Origin of the sequence: Pseudomonas cichorii (assembly GCF_018343775.1) — a bacterium.
GTDB classification, from domain to species: Bacteria; Pseudomonadota; Gammaproteobacteria; order Pseudomonadales; family Pseudomonadaceae; genus Aquipseudomonas; species Aquipseudomonas cichorii.
On the sequence record NZ_CP074349.1, the window covers coordinates 2,306,108 to 2,331,904 of the forward strand.

Genomic DNA, 25,797 nt, shown 5'->3' on the forward strand with positions numbered 1-25,797 from the left:
GATATTATTCCACTTCAGGCAATAATTCTCCGCTGGTCTTGAAGGCCCATCGCAATCCACCAAAAGGAAAATAATGTGGAATATGAGCTGCAAGATATTCGATCGTTCGTGAAAATCGCTGAACTTGGAAGCTTCCATGAAGCCGCCGAAGTGCTGCATATTTCCCAGCCTGCCCTCACTCGGCGAATCAAGAAGCTTGAGCAGGGCCTAGGCACCTCATTGCTGGATCGCACCACTCGCCGGGTCAGCCTGACCAGCGTCGGCCGCGATTTTTTTCCCAAGGCGCGACGGCTTCTGGATGATTTCGAGGACTCGATTCTCAATATCCGGGAATTGGCAGAACGCCAGATTGGCCAGGTGACCCTTGCCTGTATTCCCACGGCCGCGTTCTACTTTTTGCCTTCCGTGATCCGCCTGTACAACGAGCGATACCCCAAGATCCGCATCCGGCTGCTGGACCTCAGTGCCAATGAGGGGCTGGAAGCCGTGTTGCGAGGGGAGGCCGATTTCGGCATCAACATGATGAGCGGGCAACACCCGGATATCGAGTTCGTGCCCCTTGTCAAAGAGCCTTTCGTGCTCGCCTGCCGACGCGACCATGAGCTGGCAAAGCGGGAGTCGGTTGCCTGGATCGAACTCAGTGAATATCGCCTGATCGGCGTTGGCCGCCTGAGCGGCAACCGGATGATTCTCGACCATGCGCTGGCCGGCCTGAGCTGGCGACCCAAGTGGTTCTATGAAGTGCAGCACCTGTCGACATCGCTGGGTATGGTCGAAGCCGGGCTGGGCATATCCGCCATGCCCAGCCTGGCCATGCCGGCCGAAGGGCATCCGACGCTGGTCAGCGTTCCGCTGGTAGATCCGGTGGTGGATCGAACCCTGGGGCTGGTTTCCCGGCGCGGCGCGTCACTGTCGCCTGCTGCCGAAAAGTTCGTAGCGATGTTGCTGGAGCAATGGCCTCAGTAAGACCGCAGACGCAGTATCCGTGCACCATCGAACGGATCGGTCAGCCAGTGGGCCCTGACGCCGAAAGTGCTATGCAGGCGCTCAGGTGTCAGCACATCCACAGGTTTGCCGAGTGCGACCATCTGGCCGTTTTCCATCACCGCCACACGGTCACATTCCAGCGCCTGATTGAGGTCGTGCAGAGCAATGACGGTGGTGACAGGCAACGACTTGATCAGCCCCAGAATCGACAGTTGATGCTGGATATCCAGATGGTTGGTCGGCTCGTCCAGTAACAGGATCTGCGGGCGTTGCGCCAGTGCCCGGGCAATATGGGTACGCTGGCGTTCGCCGCCGGACAGGGTATGCCAGGCGCGCTTGATCAGGTGCAGCATCCCGACATCCTGCAAGGCCTGGCGGACTATGGCGTCGTCGCGGTCGCTCCAGGGTTCCAGGGCAGACAGCCAGGGGGTACGGCCCAGTTCGACGGCGTCCAGTACGGTGATTGCGTCGCTGGTTTCGGCCTGTTGTTCGACCACCGCCAACAGTTGGGCGATATCGCGGCGCTTCATGCTGGCCAGTGCCTGCCCATTGAGCTGCACCTGACCGCTGGACGGCGATTGAAGGCCTGACAGCAGCTTGAGCAGTGTCGACTTCCCCGAACCGTTGGGACCGACAATGCCAAGGGTTTCACCCGGCGCAATGCTCAGATTCACGTCCTTGAGCAGGGTCTTGTCCTTGAGCGAATAACCAAGACCCAAGCAACTGAGTGCCGGGGTGTCGACGATGGGCGAAAAGGCGTTCATCGTGTGGTTTTCCCTCGAATGAGAATCAGCGCAAAGACCGGTGCGCCGATCAGTGCGGTGATGACGCCAATCGGCAAGACCTGGCCCTTGATCAGGGTGCGGGACAGGATGTCGGCGGCAATCAGGAACAGCGCGCCGCACAAGGCGCTGAGCGGCACCAGCCGGGCATGGCGGACTCCGGCGACCATGCGCACGGCATGGGGAATCACCAGCCCGACAAAGCCGATGGAGCCGACAATGGATACCATCACTGCCGTGACCAGCGCTGCAGAAGCGATCAGCACGATTTGCACGCGTCGTACCGGGATGCCGAGGGATGCCGCCGAATCACTGCCGAAGGTGAAGGCATCCAGGGCGCGCCGATGCCACAGGCAGACCAGCAAACCCACCACGACCACTGGCACTGCCAGCCATACCGAATGCCAGCGCACGCCACTGAGATTGCCCAGCAGCCAGAACATGATGCCCCGTGCCTGCTCGGCGCTGGCGGATTTGGTGATGAGAAACGAGGTCAGGGCATTGAACAGCTGCGACCCGGCGATCCCGGCCAGAATGATATGCCCGGCTGCTGTCGGGCCGTGGGAAGAGCGTGCGAGCAGGGCGACCAGCGAGAAGGCCGCCACCGCTCCGGCGAAGGCTCCCGCCGACATGGAAATGGCTCCGGCGCCCAGGCCCAGAATCGCCACCAGCACAGCGCCCGTCGAGGCGCCGGCGGAGATGCCCAGCAGGTATGGATCGGCCAGCGGATTACGCAGCAACGATTGCAGCACCACACCGGAAATCGCCAGCCCCGCGCCACAGGCCGCTGCCACGATGGAGCGGGTCAGGCGATAGTTCCAGACAATCCCCTCATCGATGGGGTCGAGCACGTACCCGGCCGCCCACAGTTTGTTCGCCAGCACCTGGAAGACCACCGGCAGGCTGATGCTGGTTTCACCGATGGCAGCGCCCGCCACGATGGCCAGCAGCAGAACTGCTGTCACCCATAGTATGTGGCCGAGCGCAGTGGCCAGCTTCATTGAGCGGCGTTGTAGCGATTGGCGGCTTCGGCCAGTTCTTCGATGCCAGTAAACAGCCGGATGCTGGCCTGCATGGCATCGGCATCGATGATCACGATACGGTCATGCTTGACCGCGTCCATATTGCGGGTCACCGGGTCGGACTTGAGGAATTCGAGTTTCCTGCGGTAGTCGTCGGCCGGAAAACGACGGCGATCCATACGTGCGATCACCAGAATGTCGGGATTGGCCTTGGCGATGGTTTCCCAGCCCACGGTCGGCCACTCTTCATCGGACTCGACGATATTGCGCATGCCCAGGTTATTGAGCATGAAGTCCGGAATGCCTTTGCGGCCTGCCACATAAGGGTCGATATCGATGTCTGCGCTGGAGAACCAGAACACTGCGGACACATCCCGCTCCTTGTTCTGTTTGACGTTGGCGACTGCATGGGCCAGACGACTGCGCAGCTCTGCAACCAGTTGCTGGCCGCGATCCTGTACGTCGAATATCTGGGCGAGCTGTTCGATGCTCTTGTAGATGGTGTCGATGCGGAAGGGCTCCAGGCGTGTGCCATCAGCGCCTACCAGGTTGTCCTTGCCTTCGCAGTCGGACGGCATGATGTAGGTCGGGATCTTCAAGTCATGAAACTGCTGGCGGGTACCGACCACGCCCTGGGCTCCGACCATCCATTCAAGCTGGACGGCCACCAGTTCCGGGCGCTTGCCGATGACGGCCTCGAAACTCGGGTCGTTGTCCGCCAGACGTTCGACCTTGTCGTTCTGCGCCTTGAAGCGCGGCAGCACATCGTTGAACCACAGCGAAGTGCCTACCAGCGTGTCGCCCAGCCCCAGTTCGTGAAGCATTTCGGTCCCGGACTGGCCGATGGTCACTGCCTTGCGCGGCGCATGCTCGAACGTCAGCTTCATGCCACAGTTTTCGACAGTGAGCGGGTATTGAGTGGGAGCGGCAAGGCTCAGGGTGGACAGGCTCAGACCGGCGATGAGGGCGGCAAGGCGGGGCAGTGACATGTAATGCGATCTCCGTTTCGTACGTGCAGGGCGCAATGTACAGACAGGAAACACATCCCCGGCACTGCGCCGAAGGCAGGGCAAGGCAGCCATGAACCGGCGCGCGGATGTCCTTCCCGGACACCCCGCCGGTCAGTGAAGTTGCAGGTCGGCAGGTCTCCTGACTGGCATTTCATCACCTGACTCCAGCCTTCCCGGGAATGAACTACCCAGTGGCCATGATGGAGTTGGCTCGATGCCTACAGTTGCGGGGGCAGTTTCGTTTGAGCTGCGCAGGTGCGAGGCCCTCGAATTCCCTGTTAGTTCCTCTCGGAAACCGACGGGGCGCGATGGTAAACGATAAGCCTTTTAGTGGCTAATCCTTTGCGCGAAGGCGTTGCAGGCAGTTGATCAGGTGCAGGCGCATCGCCGCCCTGGCCGCATCGCGATCCTGATGGGCGATAGCCGAGTAGATCTGCTCCTGTTCGCGCTGCTGGATGTGCGGGTCATCCATGAGCCGAGTCGTCGGCACATTGCCGAAACCGATCCGTGCCCTGGGCAGAATGCTGTTGCCCAGTTGGGTCATGACATCGGTAAAGAAGCTGTTGGCGGTGCATTGCACGATACTGCGGTGAAACTCGAAATCGGCCTGGGTCGTATCGGTTTCGTTCCGGTCGCAGCGATGCAACTCGTCTAGCGCCTTGCGTATGGCTTCCAGTTGCTCCGGCGTGCGCCGTTGTGCGGCGAGAGCGGCGGATTCCGGTTCAAGGCTCAGGCGCAGTTCGATGATGGCCGCTGCATCGGGAGGGCTGCCGGACAGGGTTTCCGGGATCTGGAAATCCCGTGGACGCGAAGCATCGACCACAAAGGTCCCGATGCCATGGCGGGTTTCCACCAGCCCTTCGGCCTGCAGGCGCGACATCGCCTCGCGAACCACCGTACGGCTGACACCCGTTTCCCGGATGATGACCTGCTCGGTCGGCAGCTTTTCACCACTTTTGATCTCGCCCTCGCGGATCTTGCGCGAGAACTCGGCGACCAGTTGCTGGGTCAGGCTGGAGCGGCGTCCTGTAGGGGATGACGGGTGTTCCATAGGCGGGCTGATCGGGTCCGTGTCGGGTTGCTGAGTATAACCGCAGTCATGGTGTGTTTTGTGTCGGTATCGCAGCCTATACTGTGGCATTCGATCGAATTGAGGCTGCAATGTCGGACAACGTCCTTTCTTCGCAGAAAAACCATCGTCGTCTTGCCGAAACACTGGTCGACCGCTTTGCCCAGCGGATGCGCGATGGTGTGCTCCAGCGTGGCGAGAAGCTGCCTTCTGAAATCCATATCATGGAGGCCGAGGGCGTCAGCCGCACAGTGGTTCGCGATGCACTCTCGCGGATGCAGGCCGCCGGGCTTGTGGAGACGCGCCATGGGGTCGGCACCTTTGTGCTGGATATGCCGCCACCTGAAGGTTTTTCGGTTGGGCCGGCGACCATTGCGACCTTGTCCGATGTGCTGAATCTGCTGGAGTTTCGCATCAGCCTGGAGGTCGAAGCGGCGGGGCTGGCTGCGCAACGTCGCAGCCCTGAAACCTTGCTGGAACTCAAGCGGGCCTTTGATGCGCTGCTCGAAGGGCCGGAAAAATCCGGGACCACGATCAATGCCGACTTCCAGTTCCACCTCAAGATCGCCAAGGCTTCGGGCAATGCGTACCTGATCGACATCATGAAACACCTGGGCACCAAGCTGATTCCGCGTACCCGCATGAATTCCGCCTACACCGGGCAAAGTGATCGCAGTGCTTATCTGGCCGGGATCAATGCCGAACATCGACAGATCTACAACGCGATTGCCGAAGGTAATGTGGATGCGGCCCGTTCGGCCATGTACCTGCACCTCAACGGCAGCCGCATCCGGTTGCGGCGTACTCATAGCGAGTAGGGCTTGTTCGCGACTGAAGTCGCTCCTGCGAGGAGCGACTTCAGTCGCGAAAGGATGATGAAGCAATCACATAAAGTTGTATTGAATCCCGACCCGTAATCTCAACTGGCGTTTGTCATCCTCGGAATCGACCTTGATATCGCCGATCTCGAAGAACGGCACCCATTGTTTGCTCCAGCGATATTTGAATGCCGCATTCTGTTCGTAATCGCTGGTGCCGTTGTCGTAGCGGATATAGTCCGCATCGAAATAGGTGAGCTGGTACTCGTAAGTCCATGGCCCCTTGGTCGAGTAGTTGATCCAGATGTCATAGCGGTTGATCGACTGGTTATCCATCGCGTTGTCGGGCATGGATTCGTTGATCTTGTCACGGTCGAGCTTGATCGAGTCATAGCGGTAACGGCCTGAAATGCTCAGCGCATCGTTCACCTTGTAACCGACCTTGATGCCCGTCTTGTAAGACGTGGACTTCTCGATGCTTTCCAGTGCCAGGGAAGGCGTTACAGTCCATCTGTCGTTGAGTTTGTGCTGATAGCTGATCGTCAGCTCATGGCCGTTGCCGACGGTATTGTCGAAGGCCACATCCTGACGGTCACCCGCAGTCTTGTACTTCAGCTCACCTTCAAACCCCCAGCCACTGTCCAGGCGTGTGCCGAACTTGACCCGGTCGGAGTGCATGCGGGTGCTTTCCGCGTATTGATGTCGATAGTTGATATAGCCGCTGTCGGCATAGCTCCAGGCAGATGGCAACAGGGCGGACAGGGAGAGCAGAGCGATTGATTTTTTCATTTTTTTATTCTTGTTTGATTGAAGTTCTGGGTGTGTTGGAGCAAATCGCAGGCAGCCGAATCCCGTAGCCGTCATGGCCTGGGGTCACGCTGTCAGCGGGGTTCGGTTTTTCAGGCCGTCAGGCGACGACCGCTCAGCCGGTGAGGCGCACGTCCATGTCGCGGCTGGCCTGGATCAATAATCGGGAGTACTCGTGCTGCGCCTGATTGTTGACCAACTGGCTGCTGTCGAGGGTTTCCAGCACCTGGCCTTGCTGCATCACGGCAACCCGGTCGCACAGGTGCGCCACGACGCCCAGGTCGTGCGTCACCATCAGGTAGGTGAGGCCTTGTTGCTGTCGCAGGTCGGCCAGCAGATTGAGGATTTCGGCCTGAACGGAAACGTCCAGCGCCGAGGTGGGTTCATCCAGCAGCAGGACGCGGGGTTCCAGGATCAATGCCCGGGCGATGGCGACACGCTGGCGCTGACCACCGGACAGTTGATGCGGATAGCGAAAGCGGAAGCTTTCATTGAGACCAACCCGTGACAGCACTTCGCAGACTCTTTTGTCGCGCTCGCCGATGCGATGGATGCTCAGGGGCTCCTTGAGCGCTGCATCGATGGTGTGGCGCGGGTGCAGCGAAGCATAGGGGTCCTGAAAGACCATCTGCACGGTCCGGTAATGACTGGCGTCCAGATGACGGCTTACCGCCCGGCCGGCCACGCTCAGGCTGCCGGTCCAGTGCTGGTATTGCCCGGCCAGGCAGCGCAGGACCGTAGTCTTGCCCGAACCCGACTCGCCAACCAGCCCGAACGACTGGCCCTCTGCGACATGCAGGTTAACGTCACGCAGCACCTGATTCAGTCCTGGACCAGTACCAAAACTCAGGTTCAGTGAATCGACTCTGATCATTGCCATGGGATCATTCTCAGTGGGTGAGCCAAAGGGGATCGCGTTGCAGGACCGGCAGGCTGGCGCGCGGACGATCCAGGCTGGGCAGGGCGGCGAGCAGGCCCTGGGTGTACGGGTGGCGGGCGTGGTCCAGTTCGCTGGCGTCCAGGGATTCCACCACCCGTCCGGCGTACATCACCAGCACCCGGTCGCAGAAGTGCCGCACCAGATTCAGGTCATGGCTGATGAAAATCAGCCCCAGGTCACGTTCGCTGACCAGTTCTTCCAGCACGTTGAGCACCTGGCGGCGGACCGAGACATCCAGTGCCGAGGTGGGTTCGTCGGCGATGATTACCTGCGGATCGGTGATCACCATCATGGCAATCATGATCCGCTGCCCCATGCCGCCGGAAACCTCGTGGGGGTAGAGATCGTAAACCCGTGCCGGGTCGCGGATATGCACCTTGGCCAGCATGTCCAGCGTGCGCTCGCGGGCCTCCTGTGCTGAAACCTTGTGATGGGCCAGATAGGCCTCGGCAATCTGTTCGCCGACCTTGATCACCGGGTTCAGCGAGTATTTAGGGTCTTGCATGATCATCGACATGCGCCGGCCACGAATGCCCTGGATCTGTTTCTCGCTGCAACTGAGCAGGTCGATATCACCGAAGCGCAGGGTCTTGGCGGTGATGCGGGCGCTCGACGGGTGCAGACGCAACAGGCTGCGCCCCACCGTGGATTTTCCGGAGCCGGACTCGCCGACGATGGCCAGTTTTTCCCGACCCAGATTGAACGAAACATCGCGTACCGCCGCCGTTGTCTTGCCAGCATTGGTGAATTCGACGCGCAAGTCTTCTACCGCAAGCTTTATCTGTGACATGGCTTTTACCTTGTTTTTGTTATTCGCTGCGTGGGTCCAGAACATCGCGCAGGCCATCACCCAGCAGGTTGAATGCCAGGCTGACCAGCATGATCGTTGCGCCGGGTGCTGCCACCAGCCACCAGCTTTCCAGCATGTAACGTCGGCCGCTGGAGATCATCGCGCCCCATTCCGGCAGTGGCGCCTGTGCGCCCAGACCGAGGAAGCCCAGTGCCGCGGCGGTGAGGATGATGCTGGCCATGTTCATGGTCAGGCGGATGATCACCGAGGACAGGCACATGGGGATGATGTGGCGACCAATGATGCGCAGCGCCGATGCGCCCTGCAGCTTGACCGCCACCACGAAGTCGGCGTTGCGCAGCGACAGGGTTTCGGCCCGCGCCAGGCGTGCAATGGGCGGCCATGCGGTCAGGGCAATGGCAATCACCGCATGTTCCAGGCCAGGGCCGAGAGCGGCGATGAACGCCAGTGCCAGAACCAGGCTGGGAAACGAGATGAAGATGTCGGTGATACGCATGAACAGGCTGTCGACCCAGCCGCCAAAGTAGCCTGACACGGTGCCGATCAGCAGCCCGATCGGGCCGACGATCACGGTCACCAGCATCACGATGTACAGGGTGATGCGTGAGCCATACACCAGGCGGCTGAACACGTCCCGGCCATATTCATCGGTACCGAACCAGTTCTGTGCGCCTGGCGTGCGCAGGGCGGCTGACAGGTCCTGGGCGAGTGGGTCGTGAGTGGCAATCCAGGGCGCGAAGAGGGCGACCACCATCAACGTGCTGATCACGATCAGGCCCGCCAGCGTCATCGGGTTGCGCAGCAGAAAGCGCAACAGGCGTGAGCAACTGCCGGTGAAGGCCGCGAAGCTTGAAGTGGGTGCCTGGATCATGGGTTTGGCGCTGCTTGCAATGGACGTATTCATCAGCGGGTTCTCGGATCGAAGACTTTATAGAGGGCATCGCTGATCTGGTTCAGGATCACAAAGATCAGACCGATCAGCAGCACGCAGGCCATCACCGCATTCATGTCGCCCAGCAACAGGCTGCTGGTCAGGTACTGGCCGAAGCCCGGCCAGGCAAAGACCGTTTCGATCAGCACCGCCCCTTCAAGCAGGCCGCCGTAGGCCAGGGCGACGATGGTCAGCAACTGCACGCGAATGTTGCGGAAGGCATGGCCCCAGACGATTCGCCGTTGCGACAGACCCTTGACCCGCGCCGTGATGATGTACTCCTGCGACAGTTGTTCGAGCATGAAGCTGCGGGTCATGCGGCTGATGTAAGCCACCGAGTTGAAACTCAGGATCACCGCTGGCAGCAGGATGTGGCGCAGCGCGCTGCGAAAGGCCTCCCAGTCGCCGGACAGGGCCGTATCGATCAGCAGCAGCCCGGAGCGGGTTTCGATCAGGCCGTCATAGGCCAGGCCGATACGCCCGACACCGCCGGCCCAGCCCAGCCAGGCGTAAAACACCAGGAACGCCATCATGCCCAGCCAGAAGATCGGCGTGGAGTAACCGAACAGCGTGATGACACGGGCAATGTGGTCGCCGGTACGGCCTTGATGAGTCGCGGCATACACGCCCAGCGGCAGGCCGATCAGCACGCCGAACAGAATCGCCAGGGTCGCCAGTTCCAGGGTGGCCGGGAATACCCGGGCGATGTCTTCGATGACCGGATGGCCAGTGAGCAACGCCTTGCCCAGATCCCCATGCAGCAGGTCCTTGAGGTACAGGCCGAACTGGGTCCAGAGCGGCTTGTCCAGACCCAGTTCCTGATAGGCCTGAGCGTAGGCGGCTGCATCGGCGTCAGGTCCGACGATGGCCAGCACCGGGTCCAGCGGCATGACCCGACCGATGAAGAAAGTGAGCAAAAGCAGTCCGAACAGGGTCGCCGCCACTGATCCGCCGCGCCGGGTGCCGTTGGCGACCCGACTGCTCAAAAGTGAAAATGATGCACTCGACATAATGATTCCTGCCTTCGTTGAACCCATGAGGTCAGCGTTGCTTGTAGACGTCCCGCAGGCGCGTGGTGGCAGCGCTGTGGCCCAGGTATTGGCGGACATCGGCGTGGATCACCACTTCATCGGTCATTTGCGAGACCGGCATGATGGGGCCTGCCTTCTGGTCGTAGAGGGTCTGGATGCGCTGGTACAGGCTGAGCTGTCTGGCGGCATCGCGTTCCTGCTCGGCCTGCTCGATCAACTGGTTGATCTCGGCGTTGTAGAACGAGGTGCGCCAGCCTTGAAAATTGCTCAGTTTGGCCTGCTCGCGGTTGTCCGGGTTGTAGATCAGCGCCCGCAGGCTGGAATGGGGATGGCGTTCGGCGCCACCGCCACCGCGCCCGACCAGAATGTCGAAGCGTCGATCCCGCATGGCGCCATAGATCTGGTTGCCGGTGCCGGTGATGATCGTGGCCTGGATGCCTGCCTGGGCAAGGGTGGATTGCAGGCTGGTGGCGATGTTGATGAACGGGGAATCGGTGAGTGAGCGAATGGTGATCTTGAAGCCATCGGGATGTCCGGCCTCGGCCAGCAAGCGTTTGGCTTGTGTGACGTTGAGCGTGTAGCCCGGATCGTCCAGTCGCGCCGCCAGCCCCAGTTGCAGAGGGCGCTGATTGATCAGGCCGTAATGAGGCATCACCACGTTATTGATGCCCTGATAGTCGATCAGCGAACGAATGGCCTGGCGAACCCGTATGTCCTGAAACAACGGCTGCTCCATGCTCAGGGCCACGTAATAGAGCGTGCCGCGAGGGATGGTCTGTACGCTGACTTCTTCAGAGCGGGTCAGGGCCTTGATATCGGTGGCGGCCATGCCGCGTGCCACATCCAGATCGCCGCGTTCGACCATCAGGCGCAAGGCCTGGGACTCGGTCATGTTGCGCATGATCACCCGGCGCATCTTGGCCGGCCCGCGCCAGTACTGGTCGAAGCGGGTCATGAGGATCACGTCGTTGGCACGCCAGATATCCAGCTTGAAGGCACCGGAACCTGCAGTGTGCGTCGTGAGCCAGGCTGCGCCCTGATCGTCACCCTGGGCATTTTGCAGGGCTGTGACGCGATCGATGACAAAGGCGCTAGGTGAGGTCGCCAGGGTATTGAGCACCAGCAGCGGGTCGGTGGCTTTTGGCAAGTCGAGAACGAAAGTTGACGGTCCTTCGGCGCGCATCAGTTGAGTGACGTTCTGCGCTGTATAGCCATAGGCTTTCCAGGTGGAGGCGAGGGCTTTATTGAGGGTGACCACACGCTGCAGAGACCAGGCGACATCCTGGGCGGTCAGCGGGTTGCCGGAGTGAAAGACCACGCCAGGGCGCAGGTGAAAGGTGAGGCGCATGCGGTCCGGGCTGATTTCCCAGCGTTCGGCCAGTGACGGAATCAACTGGTCCGGGCGTGCGGCGTCCTGTTCCAGCAGCATGTCGTAGACATTGGAGTTGACCTCCGACACCTCAAGGCCGGTTGCGCCTGCGGGGTCCAGGGACAGGAGGTTGATCATGCTCATGCCGATCACCAGTTGATCGACAGGTGTTTCTCCGCGTGCGGTGGCAGGCGGGGTGTGCAGAAATGTCGCCGTGAGGGCGAGGCATAGCAGCCAGGGCAGGCGCTTGGGCCAGAGTTTCATGGGGGCGGTCCTTTTTTATATTTATAAAGACACTTTGACGAGGGGCGCTCTGATCGCCCCTCGTGGTACAGCCGGTTCAGTAACGTTGCAGGGTATGAGTCTCGATATAACTGAAGTTGATGTCTTCGCCCAGTCCCGGCTTCTGGGAAAGATGCACGTAACCGTCGCTGTCCATGGGGTCGACCAGGGTATTGAGGTAGGCCGGTACTTCATCGTATTCAAGGAAAGGGTGCAGCAGGCCGCGCTCGTACCAGCGACAGTTGCTGATTGCGCCGACCACACTCAGGTTGGCTGCGCCGTTGCCGTGGACTTCGCAGTCCATGCCGAACGACTCGGCCAGGTGCGCGACTTTCAGGCATGGCCCGATACCGCCAACACCTGCCACACCGGCGCGCAGGATGTCACAGGCCTTGTTGCTGACCCAACTGGCGCGGCTGTGGTACTTGCCGGCAATGCTTTCAGGGCCGAGTACCGGAATGTCCAGATTCGCAGCGAGCCAGGCATAGGATTCGCTGGAGTCTTCCATCATCGGTTCTTCAAACCAGGCAAAGTCGAGCTTCTGTAGTTCGCGGCCTATGTAAAGGGCGTCGGTGCGGCTGTACCAGTGATAGCCGTCGAGCATCAGGGCGATATCCGGGCCTACGGCTTCGCGCACGGCGGCGCAGGCCTGGACATCCATCTGCGGGTTGGGGGCGAAGGAAATCGGCGGCATCCAGGTGTGCAGCTTGATGCCTTTATAGCCGCGCTGAACCAGCTTCTCGGCGAACTGGGCGTATTCATCCGGCGTGGACAGGCCGCCCGGCAGGTCATCGCCGCACATGGTCGAACCGTAGGCCAGCACCTTGTCGCGATAGCCGCCCAGCAATTTGTACACGGGCAGTTTCAGGGCGCGTCCGGCCAGATCCCACAGGGCTTGTTCCACCAGCGCCAGGGCACGATCAGTGAACTGGCTGGCACTGCCGCGTTGCCAGTGAGCCAGCTCCTGCCAGATTTTTTCCCGGTTCATGGGGTTTTGGCCGATCAGCACCTTCTTCACGAATGACTCGATGATATGCGGGCGGATCAACTCGGGCGCGCCAAAGGAAAAGCCTTCGCTGCCATCGTCGCAGGCGATGCGCAGCATGCCCATTTTGACCGGTTTCTCTTCGCCGGGATGGGCGTGGCCGGCGCTGTCTACAGCGCGCCGCGAAGGGTAGGAAAAGACATCGACACTGACAGAGATGATTTTCATGGTGGCCTTCATTGGTCTTGTATTTATAAGGAGGTTATTCGTATGTCGTCATACAACGTTAGGGCGATTATTTACAGATATCGGGAGGCTGGTCAATAGTGGTGTGATGACTATTTTGATTATTCGTGATTTTTATGGGGTATTATGGAGGTCGTCATACAGATAAAGAGATGGCTTCCTTCTTGTTGTCATACTTCTGTGGCGGGGTAGGCGCGGGTTCATCCGCGAAACGTCACTGAAGAAGGCGATGCATTTTTTTGGGATGTGCCGGCCCTTCGCGAATGAGTTCACTTCTACAAAATTATTGCCTTGCGTTTTTTTCAGGCGACGCCGGGAGCAGAGGCTCCCGGTTTTTTGAGGCAGGGTCAGGCGAGGGAGGGTTTGGCGTGCAGCGGACTGCCGGCCTGCAGATTCAAGCTGCGCTGGAAGAGGCTTGCAACGCTGGGCTGATGACTGATGCCGATCACCAGCGTGTCAGGCAGTTCCTGTCGCAGGACGTTGAGCAGATGGCAGGCGCTCTGGTCATCCAGTTGATTGGTCGCTTCGTCCAGATACAGCGTCTGCGGTGCATTCAGCAAGGCGCGGGCCAGGCCCAGGCGTTGCTGTTCGCCACCGGACAGTTCCCGTGTCCACTCGGTTTGCTGGTCCAGGCGATGTTCCAGCTTCGACAGGCCAACCTGATGCAACATCTGCACCAGGCGCGCATCGGATGGGCATTCGGTGGCCGGGTAGGTCAGTAACTGGCGCAACGGCATTTCCGGCAGATAAGGCTGTTGCGGAATCAGCAGGCTCGATCCACCCGGCAACTCCCAGCTTCCCCGGTAGTAGGGCCACAGGCCTTGCAGGGTGCGCAGCAGAGTGGATTTGCCCAGACCGCTGCGACCTTCGATGCGCAGCCATTCGCCTGCCGTGGCACTGGCATTGATGCTGTCCAGCAGGACGCTGCCATCGGGACGGTGGATTTGCAGGTTATCGATCCGCAAGGCCACAGTGCGTTCGATATCGCGAACCTGACCGCGTGTGGCCTCGATGGCCTGCTGAAACTGGCCAAGTCGTTCTACCGTGGCGCTCCATGCAGCGAGCCGTGGGTAGACGTCGATAAACCAGCTGAGCGAGCCTTGCACCGCCGTGAAGGCGCTGCGGATCTGCATCAGGCCACCGAGTGTGATGGTCTTGGCCAGAAAGGCGGGCAGGGCGGCGAAGACCGGGATGATGCGGCTGACCCGGTCATAACTCACGGTAAAGAATTGCAGCTTGCGCATCCGCTCCATGAGTTGCCACCAGTTGCCGGCGATGTACTCGAAACGTTCGCCCAGTTGGCGCTTCTCGACGGCTTCGCCGCCATACAGCGCGATCTGCTCGGCATGGTCGCGCTTGCGCAGCAGGCTGGCGCGAAAGTCAGCTTCGTAACGCTGCTGCTGAAAATTGAGCGGCTGCAACGGGCTCCCGAGAAAGTGGGTGAACGCCGTGCCGAGCACCGTATAGATCACGGCCGCCCACAACAGATAGCCATGGATGGTGATGTCATGGCCCAGCACCTGGAAGTTCAGGACCCCCGAGAGGTTCCACAACACCCCGGCAAAAGCCAGCACCTGAGCCAGGTTGATGATGAACGATGCCAGCAGCTCGACGCTGCGATCCACCAGCAGGTCCACGTCCTCGGCAATCCGCTGGTCCGGGTTGTCCGGCTCGCCGGTCAGCCCCAGCCGATAGTAGGCCTGGCCCTGCATCCAGGCGTCGATGGTGGTTTTTGTCATCGCCCGGCGCCAGCGCAGCACCAATGCCTTGCGCAGCCATTCCAGGTAGACAACGATCACCACGTAGCCCGCGATGTACAGGCAGTACTGGCCCATCAGCGAGTACAGCGCTTCGGTCTTGAACTCGCCCAGGGTGTCGTAGAACGTCTTGCTCCAGGCGTTGATCCAGACGTTGATCTGCACCACCAGCAAGCCCATGCCGATCACGCTGAGCAACAACACCCATGACAGCCATTGCCTGCGGTCCAGCCAGTAAGGGCTGGCCAGGGCATAGAAGGTTTTCAGGGTTTTCATTGACCGGCTACCGCCTCTTTCGGCGCAGGCAGCAGGCGGAACTGGACCAGGTTCTGCTGACCGAACAGCTCACCGGCCAGACGCTTGAGTGCCGGAACTGTCAGGGCGTCGAGCAATTGTTGTTGCTGGCTCAGGTAGCGCGGATCACCCCAATAGCGATCACTGAGAATCAGGCGGCGCATCTGGGTCTGTGGATCGTCGCGGCGCAGTTTTTCCTGATGTATCAGGTTCTTGCGGGCGGCCACGATGTCTTTTTCGCTGATGGTCTTCGACAGCCCGGCAAGCGTGGTCCTGGCCAGTTGCCAGAGTTCTTCGACACGAGCCGGATCGGTACTGAAGTTCAGGCTGGTTTCGATGCGTTGGGTCTGCTGATTGAGCGTGCTGTCGAAGTTCAGTCGATAGACTCCCGAGGCTTCGCCCCGCAGTTGCTGTTTGAGGGCGGCGAGGGCAATGTCCCGTAAGGTCGCGACTCGTGCAGCGTCCACTGGTGTCCAGGTGCGCGGGTGATAGCTGAAGGCTTGCAGCACGGCACGAGGTTCGATGCCGATGGCCAGTTCCTGTGCGTGATAGCCGCTGCGTTGCTGTTGCTGGCTGGTTTTCAGGGCCTTGCCGCGAGGAGTGCCGGCCAGTTCCTGTTCCACAAGAGGCTGGAGAACGCTGGCGTCTACATCGGCCATCAGGTAGTAAGTCACCGGTGCCTGGCTCAGGCGTTTCCAGTCCTTATCCAGCTCTTCAGGCTGCACGTGCTGCAATTGGGCGATGGTGGGCGACTGCCAGTTGTCCTGGCCGTATTGCAGCTTGCGCAGGGCCTTGTCCTGTAGCTCTCGGACATTGTCGGTATTGCGCGACAGACGCTCGATCAGTTCGTCTCGCGCCTCCTCGAAAGCGTCGCTGTCGATGCCCGCTGGCGACTGGCTCAGGCGGTAGGCCTGCAGCATGGCCTGAAGGCGTTGTTGTGCGGGAAGGTCCTTTTTGGCGTCGATCGTCGAGAGGTCCAGTTGCAGGCGATCGGCTTCCTGATCGAGGGATAAATTCACCCCTTGCTCGCTGCGCCAGCGGTGGATCTGCGCTTCGGTCCAGCCTTGTGGAGCGCTTTGGCCAGTCAATTGCACCGCCATCTGGCTGCGCCAGGCTGGAATCTCGGCGGTCATGAACCCTGCGCTGGAGTCTGCTTTCATCAGCAGCCGGTCATTGTCGGCATTGCGTTTGAGCCAGACCAGACGGTCGCCGTTGCTCAACTGCCAGTATTCGACTTTCTGCTCGGCGAATGCCTTGCGTTTCACGATCTGCCCCTTGGCCGTGGCCGCAGGCAAGGCGGGCAGGGCGTCGGGTTCTGTCGAGACGGTGGCCGCTTCGGTTTGCGGAGCGTCCAGCGGGCTGCTCTGGATCTGTGCCAACAGGCTGTTTACAGCCTCAGCCGTGGGCAAGGTCAGCGGTTTCAGGCCGGGAGCCGAGAGTTGCAGAACCCGGTCCGGGCTGTCGGTCCAGCTTTTCAGGCGTTGATTGAGATCCTTGAGGTCGATGCTGTCCAGTGCTTCCAGGTACTGCGAAGCAATGTCGTGTCGGGTGAGTACGACGCGACTCTGATTCGCGGCATCATTGAGATCGGTCACCCATTTCTCGAAGTTGCGTGGCTCGTTGTTTGCCAGCATCTTTTGCGCGATGGCCCGCAGTTCCTTTCTTTCACGGTTCAGGTCGGTATCGCGCAGGCCAAAGCGCCGGACACGCTCGATTTCCGTCAGCAGTTGCTTAAGAGCAACTTGATGAGCGTCACTTTCCACACCGGCAGCAATGCCCAGCACGCTGGAGTAGTCGCCGATCAGGCTTTTCTGCACGGTCAGGCTGCGCACGCCGGTTTCCTTGGGCTGGATGCGCAACTGTTCAAGCAGGGCTGACAGGGTGATGCGATCGATCAGGCGTTCGCGCAGGCCGTCCTGGGTCGGAGCGCGACTGGCAGGCTCATGCAGGCGGAACAGCAGAGACACTTGATTGGTGCCACTCTGGCTGTCCTGCAAACGGACGACTTTCAGCCGGTTGTCGAGAGGCAACTCCCGATAGCTTTTCTCGGGGAGTTCTCCTGCTTTGGCCTTGCCGAACCAGTGCTCGATACGGTTGGGCAGGGTCGCGGGGTCGATATCGCCGACAATGGTCAGCACCATATTGTTGGGCACATACCAGCGTTGTCCGAAGCGCTTGAGTTCAGTCAGCGTGGCCGAGCGAATCGCGGCTTCGTTGCCGATGGTGCGATGCCCAGGGTAGCGTGAACCGATACGTTGCGAGGCGGTGCGCTGATCGTTCATGCGCTGGGCGACCCCCAGGCCGCCGCGCCATTCTTCGATGACGACCGGACGCTCCTGCTCCAGATTGTCAGCGGTGTAGTCATGGGCCAGGGTCAGGGTCGAAAGCGCCTGCAAGGCCTGTTCGGTCTGGGCCGCACCGCCGGTAGGGCTGAGCATGTACAGGGTGCGGTCGTAGTTGGTCATTGCGTTGTAGTTACGCCCCTGAGCCCAGCCCCACTGATTCATGAGCGTGCGGATGTTCGCGTCCTGACCGGCACGGTTATAGAAGTTCAGGTGCTCGACCATATGGGCGACACCCACTTGATCATCCTCTTCGTCTACGGAGCCGGCCTTGACCGTCAGGCGCGCATCGATGCGGCCGCGCTGGCTGGCTTCACGCACCAGACGGTATTCCAGGCCATTGCTCAACTGGCCGCGTATGACCTGTGGGTCCCAGGTCTGGGGTTGCGAGCTGTCTGGAAACTGTGCGCAGGCGCTTAGCATCAGCAAACCCGACAGGCTCATGATCATTTTTTTCATCAGGAATCTCGGTTAAAGCGTTTGGGGCGTATTGGTTATTGCAGGCTCAGAAGCGGTAGCCGACTTCGAGCCAGTACTGGCGACCGGTTTCATAGGTGGTGCGGGCACTGTTGCTGACTATCGGATTGACCTTGTCGGCAACGTTGGTCACGTCCACGGCAACGAATGCGGCCTGATCCTTGCCGGTGGGTAGTTCCCAGTCCAGGCGCATGTCCCAGGTAGGGGCTGCCTTGACGGTGGCTGTTTCGTACACGGAGTAGTCTTTGCCATCAATGGTCACGTCATCGCCTGTACTGATGATCTGGTCGTAGCCACCGCGGTAGCGAAAGAAGTTGCTCCAGGTCAGGTTCAGTTGCGGTATCTCGGTGATAGTGGTCATGCGAGCTGTCCAGGGCCGGTTGAAGTCACTGGCAGGCAACTCGTTGTATTTCATCTGTTTGCCGTCATAGATCACATCTTCGTTGGTATACAACTCGGAGTTGATGGCATCGTCATAGTTGCCATAGGCATCACGAGTACGGGACCAGTCGAAGGCCATCTGCACGCTGGTCCGGGTGCCCTGGAACTTGAGTTCATGCAAAGGGGTGACGCTCAGCGTGATGTTGTCGCTTTCGCTCATCCCTTCGTTGGTGTAGGTGAAGTATTCGGTCGCATAGCCGTTCTCGGCTGCCAATCCCTGGACACGAGCCGATGAGCGATTGATCTTGTCTCTGCCCTTGCGGTTGACATATTTCAGACGAAAGTCGGTATCCAGCCAGCGCTGATCGATGCCCAGAGTCAGTTCGTCGTCATAAGGAACATCAAGGGAGGTGAACTTGCTGGTGCTGGCCTGCCGGGTTCCTACCCAGGCGCCGGTCTGGGTTTCGCGGGCATAACTGGTATTGAGCGTGCCGCGTCCGTCTGCCAGCCGATACTTGAACAGGTTGCGGCCGTAGTAACGGTTGGCACCAAAGACCAGCACGGTGCTGCGGTCGCCGAACAGGTCGTAGTCGCCGGAAAAGCGCGGAGCAATGGTCTTCTTCTCCATATAGTCGTCGCCCTCAAAGCGCACGCCTGGACGCAGGGTCAGTTTGCCGATTTCAATCTTGTCCTGAACGAAGAACGCATATTTGTTTTCCGTCAGTTCAATTTTTCCTGCTTCATAGGTGGTCATCCGGGTGGCGTATTGGCGGATGTTGCCGTTGAGCTGCCTGCCTATCGAGCACAGTGAATCGTTGCCCGCGCAGGTGGCGACATTGTCCCTGCGGAACGTGGTTGCGGAGGTCACGTCATCAAGCCGTTCCCAGGTAGCGATCTGATGCGACAGTTCCATGCCCGTCGTGAAGCTGTGAGTGGTGCCTGCAATCTGGATCGGGAACCAGTCGGCCTTGGTGTTATAGGTGATGCCGCGCTGTGTCTGTTCGAGCGACCCGGACGAGCCCTCGGCGCTACGGGCTGTGTTGCTGTTGGGGTTGCCCCAGTTCTTTACCGTCGAGTAATACCAGTTGATGTATTCGTCCGATTCCGCATCCCGTGAGCTGTTCAGGTTGGTAAGCGCCAGCTTGTTGGTCCAGACGGCATTGTCGCCTTGCCATTTGGTGGTGATCGCACCCTGAAAACCACCGCCTTCGGTGGTGAAGCCGGAGTTGATTCGGTTGGCCCGGAAGTAATAGTTTTCCTGTGGCGCATAGGTCAGGGAGGTATCGACTGTCAGTCGTTCACTGGCGTTCCAGTAGGTCTTGAGCAGATAGTTGTCGATGCGGCGTGTCTGGTCTTTGCTGTTCGGACTGGTATCACTTCTATAGCCATTGTCGTAGACATTCAGCGGGATGGTGGCACGCTTCTGGGAGAAGTTGAGGATGGCTCCGAAGTCTTCTGTCAGATGGCCTTCCAGTGTTCCTCGCACCGTGGTTTTTTCGAACTGCGGCTGGTATTGCTCGTCGGTGGAGGTCTGGAAACCTTCCTGATCCTCGCCACTGATGTGGTACTTGGTCCATTCGGAACGTGACATCGAAGCCGAGATCTTGCCGTGCATCTCTTTGGTGGGTTTGCGGGTAATGGCATCCACCACGCCACCGTTGAAACCACCGTATTCGGCAGGCACGTTGCTGTCGTAGACCCGGACTTCTTCCAGCAGGTCCGCATCCAGCGCAATACCGTGAGAGCGGCTGGGTGCCGAGTCGAACTGACGAATCGAGTTGTAATCGTGCTCGCCCGGATCCAGGTCGTTATTGATCGAGATGCCATCGATCATGAAGTTGTTCTGGTAGAACTTGGCACCGTTGATGCTGACATCCGCCGGGTCGATTTCACCGGGGGCGTTGGAGCTCTGCTGGGCATTGTTGAACTGCACGTTGGGGTGCATGCGCAGCAGGGTCGTGATGTCACCGTTGGCACCGGGGAAGGCTTCGATGGCCTTGCGACCGATGACGGTCTGCCCCTGAAAACTGTTCTCTTGCGGCTCACCCAGTACCACCGTACTCTGCAACTCCATCGCTGCATCGAAACCACCGGTCCGGGTCTTGTGAAACACCAGGCTGCCTTGTTCATAGCCCCAGCCAATGCCGGTGCCATGCAGCAGTTTTGCCAGCGCCTGTTCACTGCTCATCTGGCCCTGGACGGCTTGTGAGTAAAGGCCGCCCAGCAAGGACGGGTCGACGCTCACTTGCAGGTTGCTCTGCTGGCCGAAGCTGATCAGTGCGGCCGAGAGTTCTTGTACCGAGATATCAAAACTATGGCGGGTTTGCAGGATTTGCTCACGCTCGCTCAGCGGTTCGCTGGCCATGACGTTCTGGCTGCTGATCATCCAGCACAGGCTCAAGGCGCTGAGTTGTGTGGCGTGATTCAGGTGTTTGCGAATCGCTGTGCCCAGGCTTCGCGATGGCTGAGTGTTCGGTGTCATCCCACGTCCCCGTACGGGCTTAAAACCCGCATTTTTGAATGAGAATTGATCTCAATGTTATGTGCGAGTCAAAGGACGGGGCAGCGCGGGAAATTTTCAGAAAATAATTAAAAAAACTTCATGAAGGGCAGGCGTGGGCCATTTTCAGGTCGTTTTCAGTCGAAATTGAACAGTCGCTGGATCAGTTTCGGTGTGCTGCCGGTCCAGCGTTTGAAGGAGCGGCGGAAGTTGGCGGGGTCGTTGAAATTCAGGTATTCGGCGACTGCTTCATTGCTCAGGCCCTTGATCTGATACAGGTGCAGGGCCACGTGTTTGCGGGCCAGATCGTGCTGGGCCTGGAAACTGGTGCCGTGTTTCTGCAGTTTGCGCTTGAGGGTCGCCGGGCTCATGGCGAAAGCCTGGGCGACCTGATCCAGGTTCGGTGCTTCACGCACGTTATCGCGCAGATAACGGTAGATCCGGTCCAGCAGGCTGGCGTACATGCCCAGCGTTTCCAGTTGTGCGCTGGCTTCCTGCTGAGCGACTTGCCCGGCAATCGGAGACGCGCCCGGCCATGGACGGGTCAGGCATTCTCTGGGAAGGCGCATCATGTCCAGTGGTCGCCCGAACGAGGTGTTTTCCCCCAGATGAACCCAGTACTGCTCGACGTAGCGTGGCTCGTCATGACAGAAACTGCATTCCCAGGGCAGACGCTCACCGCCCAGCAGATGACTCATCGCGATCAGCGCGGTCATGCCGGCTTCCAGCACAAACCGCTGCTGCTCGCCTGCGCCGCAACTGTCCAGCCAGTAGAGATAGGCATAGTGCTCGTCCAGTTCCAGGCGCGGCGTCAGCAGCGGGCTGAGCAGTGCCTGCTGCTGGATCAGGATTTCCAGGGCTTGATGCAGATTCCGGGCATGGCGCAAGGCATGACTGGCAGCGCCGTAATGGCCTGGAAACAGGCGCTGGCCAAACAGGAAACTGGTGTCATCGGCAGCCATCTGCCGCTGGGCATTGCCGATCAGGGCGAAGAATTGCTGCGGGCTCAGGCGCGTCTTGCCCGCAATGATGTCCTCGTAGAACAGGCCGGTGCCTTTGAGCAGGCGGTGGCTGTCGATAGAGCGTGACAACGCCAGGTCGATCAGGGCTGCCGGCTGGTAGTGGCCGGGAATGAATCGGCTGTCGGTTTCGTACCAGTCGCTCTTGATGGTCACGGCAGGCCTCAGGCTATTCGCGGCAGAGGCTACCGGGCGCGAGCAAGCGAAAGATTGAGACGCTTGAGCAGGTTTTCGGGCGTCTCGTCCATGGCCATTACCGCAGCAGTGCTGGCTGACAGGTGAAGCCGCTCGCCCTGTTGCCGGGTCTTGTGGGCCAGTCCGGCAACGGCTTGCTGCAACTCCAGAGCAAACAGTTTTGCCTGGCTTTCGCCGGTATTGGGCAGCAGCACGACAAACCGGTCACCCGCCAGACGACAGAGCAGATCCTGTCGACGCAGGTTCAGCACCAGCAGATGACTGAGGGCCGACAGCACTTCATCGCCTTCGGCATGACCGAACGCCTGATTGATGGCGCTGAAATTGTCGATATCCACCGCCACCAGCGACAGAGGTTGCTGCTGACGCTGACTCTGTTCCAGGCTGAGCGCCAACTGGCGCTTGAGGTAATCGGCGCTCCCCAGCGGGGTGAGTTTGTCGAACAGCCGATGCTCGCGAAAACCGCGCTCACGCTTTTCCATCTGGGCGCTGATTGCCAGTTGTTCCCGGTGCCAGTGATAGATGCCGATGGTCAACAGAATCAAACCCACCGGCATCGGACCGGACTCCAGCCAATGGTCCCAGTTGATGTCTTTGGGCAGGCGGATGAATTCGTCCAGCGCATCGATCCACCAGGAAAAAAACACACAGCTCAGGCCCACGGACAGGTAATTGGTGACCCGACCGGCCGGGCGGCTCTTGAACACCAGAAACAGCCAGATCAGTGCCAGAACCGCGGAGCCGCCTTCACCGATGATATCCAGCCATTTCCACTCGCTGACGTATTTGATATCCCCGAAAGCCAGGAATGCGAGCAGCCCCATATTGGCCGCGACCATCAGCAGGGCGAGTTTCCCGCGGTGGGGTTTGAGGATGCTGAACATGGCCTGACGGGCTCCCGGAGCACTGAATGTCGGCCAGCAGAACAGATGACTGTGACAGTTGGGTGACGGCGCAAAGGGTCGAATCAGCTCATGGGAGGTACATGTTTTTCGCGAATGAATTCGCCCTACAGCCCCGGTAGGGACGAATTCATTCGCGAAGCTCCAAAGACTCCCCACAACCCAAAGTCAAATCAGCTCATTTCACCTCTGAAACCCTCAATTTCAGGGGGGTTCGGCGTTATCTGTCACAGAATCGTCACGCCTCGACTCTAGCTTGCGCCTCCAGTTGCCGGGTCATTTGCCTGGTCCATCGTGAAGCCTGGAGAGGACAGACATGTACAAGCGCCGCAGCAGGGCACAACTGGTCGGCTACGCACTCAGCGCACTGGCCCTGGCGATTGCCAACGAGCGGCTTCAGGCTGCCGAAGTCAATGCCACCGAGCATGTCGAGGTGGTGGGGCAGGCGGCAAGTATCGATCAGGCCCTCAAGGAACAGCGCTCCTCGGACAGTATCAAGAGCGTGGTGCATGCCGATGGCGTGGCCCAATTGCCGGACCAGAACGTTGCCGAAGCGGTGCAGCGCCTGCCGGGCATCAGCGTTGAGCGTGATCAGGGCGAAGGCCGTTTCGTGACGGTGCGAGGCCTGGCCCCGGACCTGAACAGCGTGACCATCAATGGCACACTTGTGCCGGCACCGGAAAGTGATCGTCGCGCAGTGGCGCTGGATGTCTTGCCCTCGGAGCTGGTGCAGTCACTGTCTGTCATCAAGACCCTGACGCCGGACATGGATGCCAACTCCCTGGGCGGCACGGTGGATGTCGAGAGCCTTTCGGCGTTCGATCACAAGGGGGTGTTCTATACCGGCAGCAGCGAAGCCAGTTATGACAAGAACAGCGGCCAGACCAGCCCGAAGTTTTCCGGCGCGGCCAGCAATCGCTTTAGCCTGGGTGATGGCATCGACAACTTCGGTGTCGCGGCGGCTCTCAGCTGGCAGAAGCGCGACTTCGGTTCTGACAACGTCGAAACGGGCGGTGCCTGGGATGGCCGGAGCCTGCAAGAGTTCGAGCAGCGCAACTATGACATCAGCCGCGAGCGTGCTGGCGGCGGTCTGAACTTCGATTACAAGCCGGATGATGTCAGCAGTTTCTACCTGCGAACCTTGTACAGCCGCTTCAAGGACGATGAAGTCCGTACCACCAATGGTTTCGAGTTCGCCGATGCGCAAAGCGCCGGTACGCTGGGCGATGCCGAAGGCACCCGCAAGCTCAAGGCGCGCACTGAAACCCAGGAGATCAAATCCTTTGTGTTCGGCGGTGAGCGCATGTACGACCTGTGGACTGTCAGCGGTCAGGCCGGTTATAGCGAGTCCAGCGAAGACAGCCCTGGCCATATCGCAGGCGCCACGTTCGTGGGCAACAATGACTTCGCCAACACCGGTTTCTACGACACTGAAACGCCGCGCCCGATTGTCGGCTCCGCTTTTTACGATGCCTCGAACTTCACTCTCGACAAGGTGGACTGGGAAAAGCAGAACACCAGGGACAAGGAAAAGAACCTGCGTCTGGACCTGGCCCGGGATTACGACTTAAAGGGGTATGCCTCGCAATTCAAGTTCGGTGGCAAGGTCAGCCGGCGTGACAAGACCAACGATCTGGAGGTCTGGAAATACGAGGACTTCGATACGCTGGGTTTCACTTCCAGTGATTTGAATCTGACGCAATTCCAGAAAGGCACAATCGATTACCGGCTGGGTAATTTCGGTAACGGCATCAGTCCCGGCGCCATCAAAGGGTTGCTGGGTGGCCTGAATGCTGCGGACTTCTACGATGAGTCGGAGTCGCGGGCCAATGACTTCACGATCAGTGAAGACATCAACGCCGGTTACTTCATGAACACCATCGATATCGATAAATGGCGCTTCATTGCCGGCCTTCGCTACGAAGGCACCGAGATGGAAGCCAAGGGAACCGGCGTACGCGACGGGGTGTTCGAGTCGAGCCAGACCCGACGCGATTACCACCACTGGCTGCCGGGCCTGCATGCACGCTATCAGATCGACAAGAACACCCAGTTGCGCGCCGCCTGGACCAAAAGCGTTGTGCGTCCGACCTTTGGGCAACTGGCTCCGGGTTTTGTGATCGATGATGACGAAGCGACATTCGGCAACCCGGACCTCAAGCCACTGGAGTCCAGCAACCTGGACCTGGGCATTGAGCACTTCATGGGGCGTGCCGGCACGGTGTCGGCCTTCGTGTTCTACAAGGACATCCAGAACTTCGTTTACAACACCGATCTGGCGGGTACGGGGCAGTGGGCGAGTTTTTCCGAGGCCAACACCTACGCCAATGGCGACAAGGCCAAGCTGTATGGCCTTGAACTGGCGTACTCGCAGAAGCTCGACTGGTTGCCTGCACCCTGGAATGGCCTGCTGTTGGGCGCCAACGCTACTTTCAGTCGCTCGGACGCCAGCATCAAGGGTTTCGACCAGAGCACGGGAACCAACCGCAAGCGCGATATCGATCTGCCGAGCCAGTCCGATACGGTCGGCAACCTGATGCTGGGCTGGGAAAACGACACGCTCAGCCTGCGCCTGTCGGCCAACTACAAGTCGGCCTATCTGTATGAGCTGGCTGCCATTGGCGACAAGGACCATGACCTGTACGTCGACGGCCAGACCTTCATCGATTTCAGCGCTCGCTACTCGCTGACCAAGAACCTGAAAGTCAGTTTCGAGGCGCAAAACCTCACCGATCAGCCGTACTTCGTCTATGCCGGCCATCGCTCCCTCAACAGCCAATACGAAGAGTACGGCCCGACCTACAAGATCGGCCTGACGTTCACCCATTTCTGATCGATAC

19 protein-coding genes and 1 riboswitch are annotated in these 25,797 nt (G+C 59.7%); of the genes, 3 read left to right on the plus strand and 16 right to left on the minus strand.

Going from position 1 to position 25,797, the window contains the following annotated elements:
• The first annotated feature begins 75 nt into the window (after nt 1-75).
• Nucleotides 76-966, plus strand: a complete 891-nt coding sequence (locus KGD89_RS10275; protein ID WP_025259696.1) for a LysR family transcriptional regulator — start codon at nt 76-78, stop codon at nt 964-966.
• On the opposite strand, the gene KGD89_RS10280 is transcribed toward KGD89_RS10275, so the two are convergent.
• From KGD89_RS10280 to KGD89_RS10295, 4 genes are all read right to left on the minus strand, one after another.
• Nucleotides 960-1,751: an ABC transporter ATP-binding protein gene (locus tag KGD89_RS10280; RefSeq protein ID WP_025259697.1), complete on the minus strand. Its 792-nt coding sequence runs from the start codon at nt 1,749-1,751 to the stop codon at nt 960-962. The two genes, KGD89_RS10275 and KGD89_RS10280, sit on opposite strands and share 7 nt — an antisense overlap.
• Nucleotides 1,748-2,770, minus strand: a complete 1,023-nt coding sequence (locus KGD89_RS10285; protein ID WP_025259698.1) for a FecCD family ABC transporter permease — start codon at nt 2,768-2,770, stop codon at nt 1,748-1,750. Before KGD89_RS10285 ends, KGD89_RS10280 begins: the two co-directional genes overlap by 4 nt.
• Entirely contained in the window at nt 2,767-3,780 is a 1,014-nt protein-coding gene (locus KGD89_RS10290; protein ID WP_025259699.1) for an ABC transporter substrate-binding protein, read from the minus strand. Before KGD89_RS10290 ends, KGD89_RS10285 begins: the two co-directional genes overlap by 4 nt.
• A 133-nt stretch (nt 3,781-3,913) precedes the next feature.
• A riboswitch (cobalamin riboswitch) is annotated at nt 3,914-4,116 on the minus strand.
• A 19-nt stretch (nt 4,117-4,135) separates the two neighbouring features.
• Nucleotides 4,136-4,852, minus strand: a complete 717-nt coding sequence (locus tag KGD89_RS10295) for a FadR/GntR family transcriptional regulator (protein ID WP_025259700.1) — start codon at nt 4,850-4,852, stop codon at nt 4,136-4,138.
• A 110-nt stretch (nt 4,853-4,962) separates the two neighbouring features.
• Here KGD89_RS10295 and KGD89_RS10300 point away from each other — a divergent pair, with 110 nt between their 5' ends.
• Nucleotides 4,963-5,688: a FadR/GntR family transcriptional regulator gene (locus KGD89_RS10300; RefSeq protein ID WP_025259701.1), complete on the plus strand. Its 726-nt coding sequence runs from the start codon at nt 4,963-4,965 to the stop codon at nt 5,686-5,688.
• Between the two features lie 66 nt (nt 5,689-5,754).
• Here the strand turns inward: KGD89_RS10300 and KGD89_RS10305 are convergent, their stop codons facing one another.
• From KGD89_RS10305 to KGD89_RS10360, 12 genes are all read right to left on the minus strand, one after another.
• Nucleotides 5,755-6,477, minus strand: coding sequence for an oligogalacturonate-specific porin KdgM family protein (locus KGD89_RS10305; RefSeq protein WP_025259702.1), 723 nt, complete (start codon nt 6,475-6,477; stop codon nt 5,755-5,757).
• A 133-nt stretch (nt 6,478-6,610) separates the two neighbouring features.
• Complete coding sequence (locus KGD89_RS10310) at nt 6,611-7,375, minus strand: ABC transporter ATP-binding protein (protein ID WP_025259703.1); 765 nt, start codon at nt 7,373-7,375, stop codon at nt 6,611-6,613.
• A gap of 10 nt (nt 7,376-7,385) precedes the next feature.
• Nucleotides 7,386-8,225, minus strand: a complete 840-nt coding sequence (locus tag KGD89_RS10315) for an ABC transporter ATP-binding protein (protein WP_025259704.1) — start codon at nt 8,223-8,225, stop codon at nt 7,386-7,388.
• A gap of 19 nt (nt 8,226-8,244) precedes the next feature.
• The gene (locus tag KGD89_RS10320) at nt 8,245-9,150 is read right to left on the minus strand and encodes an ABC transporter permease (RefSeq protein WP_025259705.1); all 906 of its coding nucleotides are present in this window, start codon (nt 9,148-9,150) and stop codon (nt 8,245-8,247) included.
• Nucleotides 9,150-10,187, minus strand: a complete 1,038-nt coding sequence (locus KGD89_RS10325; protein ID WP_025259706.1) for an ABC transporter permease — start codon at nt 10,185-10,187, stop codon at nt 9,150-9,152. The genes KGD89_RS10320 and KGD89_RS10325 overlap by 1 nt, the downstream gene beginning before the upstream one ends.
• A 31-nt stretch (nt 10,188-10,218) precedes the next feature.
• Nucleotides 10,219-11,841 (minus strand): ABC transporter substrate-binding protein, encoded by a 1,623-nt coding sequence (locus tag KGD89_RS10330; RefSeq protein WP_025259707.1) that lies wholly within the window; start codon nt 11,839-11,841, stop codon nt 10,219-10,221.
• Nucleotides 11,842-11,917: 76 nt separating this feature from the next.
• On the minus strand, nt 11,918-13,072 hold the full coding sequence (locus KGD89_RS10335) for a mandelate racemase family protein (RefSeq protein WP_025259708.1): 1,155 nt from the start codon (nt 13,070-13,072) through the stop codon (nt 11,918-11,920).
• Nucleotides 13,073-13,437: 365 nt separating this feature from the next.
• Nucleotides 13,438-15,123: an ABC transporter ATP-binding protein/permease gene (locus KGD89_RS10340; RefSeq protein WP_025259709.1), complete on the minus strand. Its 1,686-nt coding sequence runs from the start codon at nt 15,121-15,123 to the stop codon at nt 13,438-13,440.
• A complete protein-coding gene (locus KGD89_RS10345; RefSeq protein WP_025259710.1) occupies nt 15,120-17,942 on the minus strand; it encodes a M16 family metallopeptidase in 2,823 nt (940 codons plus the stop codon). The genes KGD89_RS10340 and KGD89_RS10345 overlap by 4 nt, the downstream gene beginning before the upstream one ends.
• Nucleotides 17,943-17,988: 46 nt before the next feature.
• Complete coding sequence (locus KGD89_RS10350) at nt 17,989-20,823, minus strand: TonB-dependent receptor (protein ID WP_025259711.1); 2,835 nt, start codon at nt 20,821-20,823, stop codon at nt 17,989-17,991.
• Between the two features lie 155 nt (nt 20,824-20,978).
• On the minus strand, nt 20,979-22,016 hold the full coding sequence (locus tag KGD89_RS10355; RefSeq protein WP_025259712.1) for an AraC family transcriptional regulator: 1,038 nt from the start codon (nt 22,014-22,016) through the stop codon (nt 20,979-20,981).
• Between the two features lie 29 nt (nt 22,017-22,045).
• Nucleotides 22,046-22,939: a GGDEF domain-containing protein gene (locus KGD89_RS10360; RefSeq protein ID WP_038399800.1), complete on the minus strand. Its 894-nt coding sequence runs from the start codon at nt 22,937-22,939 to the stop codon at nt 22,046-22,048.
• 334 nt (nt 22,940-23,273) lie between these two features.
• Between KGD89_RS10360 and KGD89_RS10365 the strand changes: the two genes are divergently transcribed.
• Nucleotides 23,274-25,790: a TonB-dependent receptor gene (locus tag KGD89_RS10365; RefSeq protein WP_025259713.1), complete on the plus strand. Its 2,517-nt coding sequence runs from the start codon at nt 23,274-23,276 to the stop codon at nt 25,788-25,790.
• The last annotated feature ends 7 nt before the right edge of the window (nt 25,791-25,797 follow it).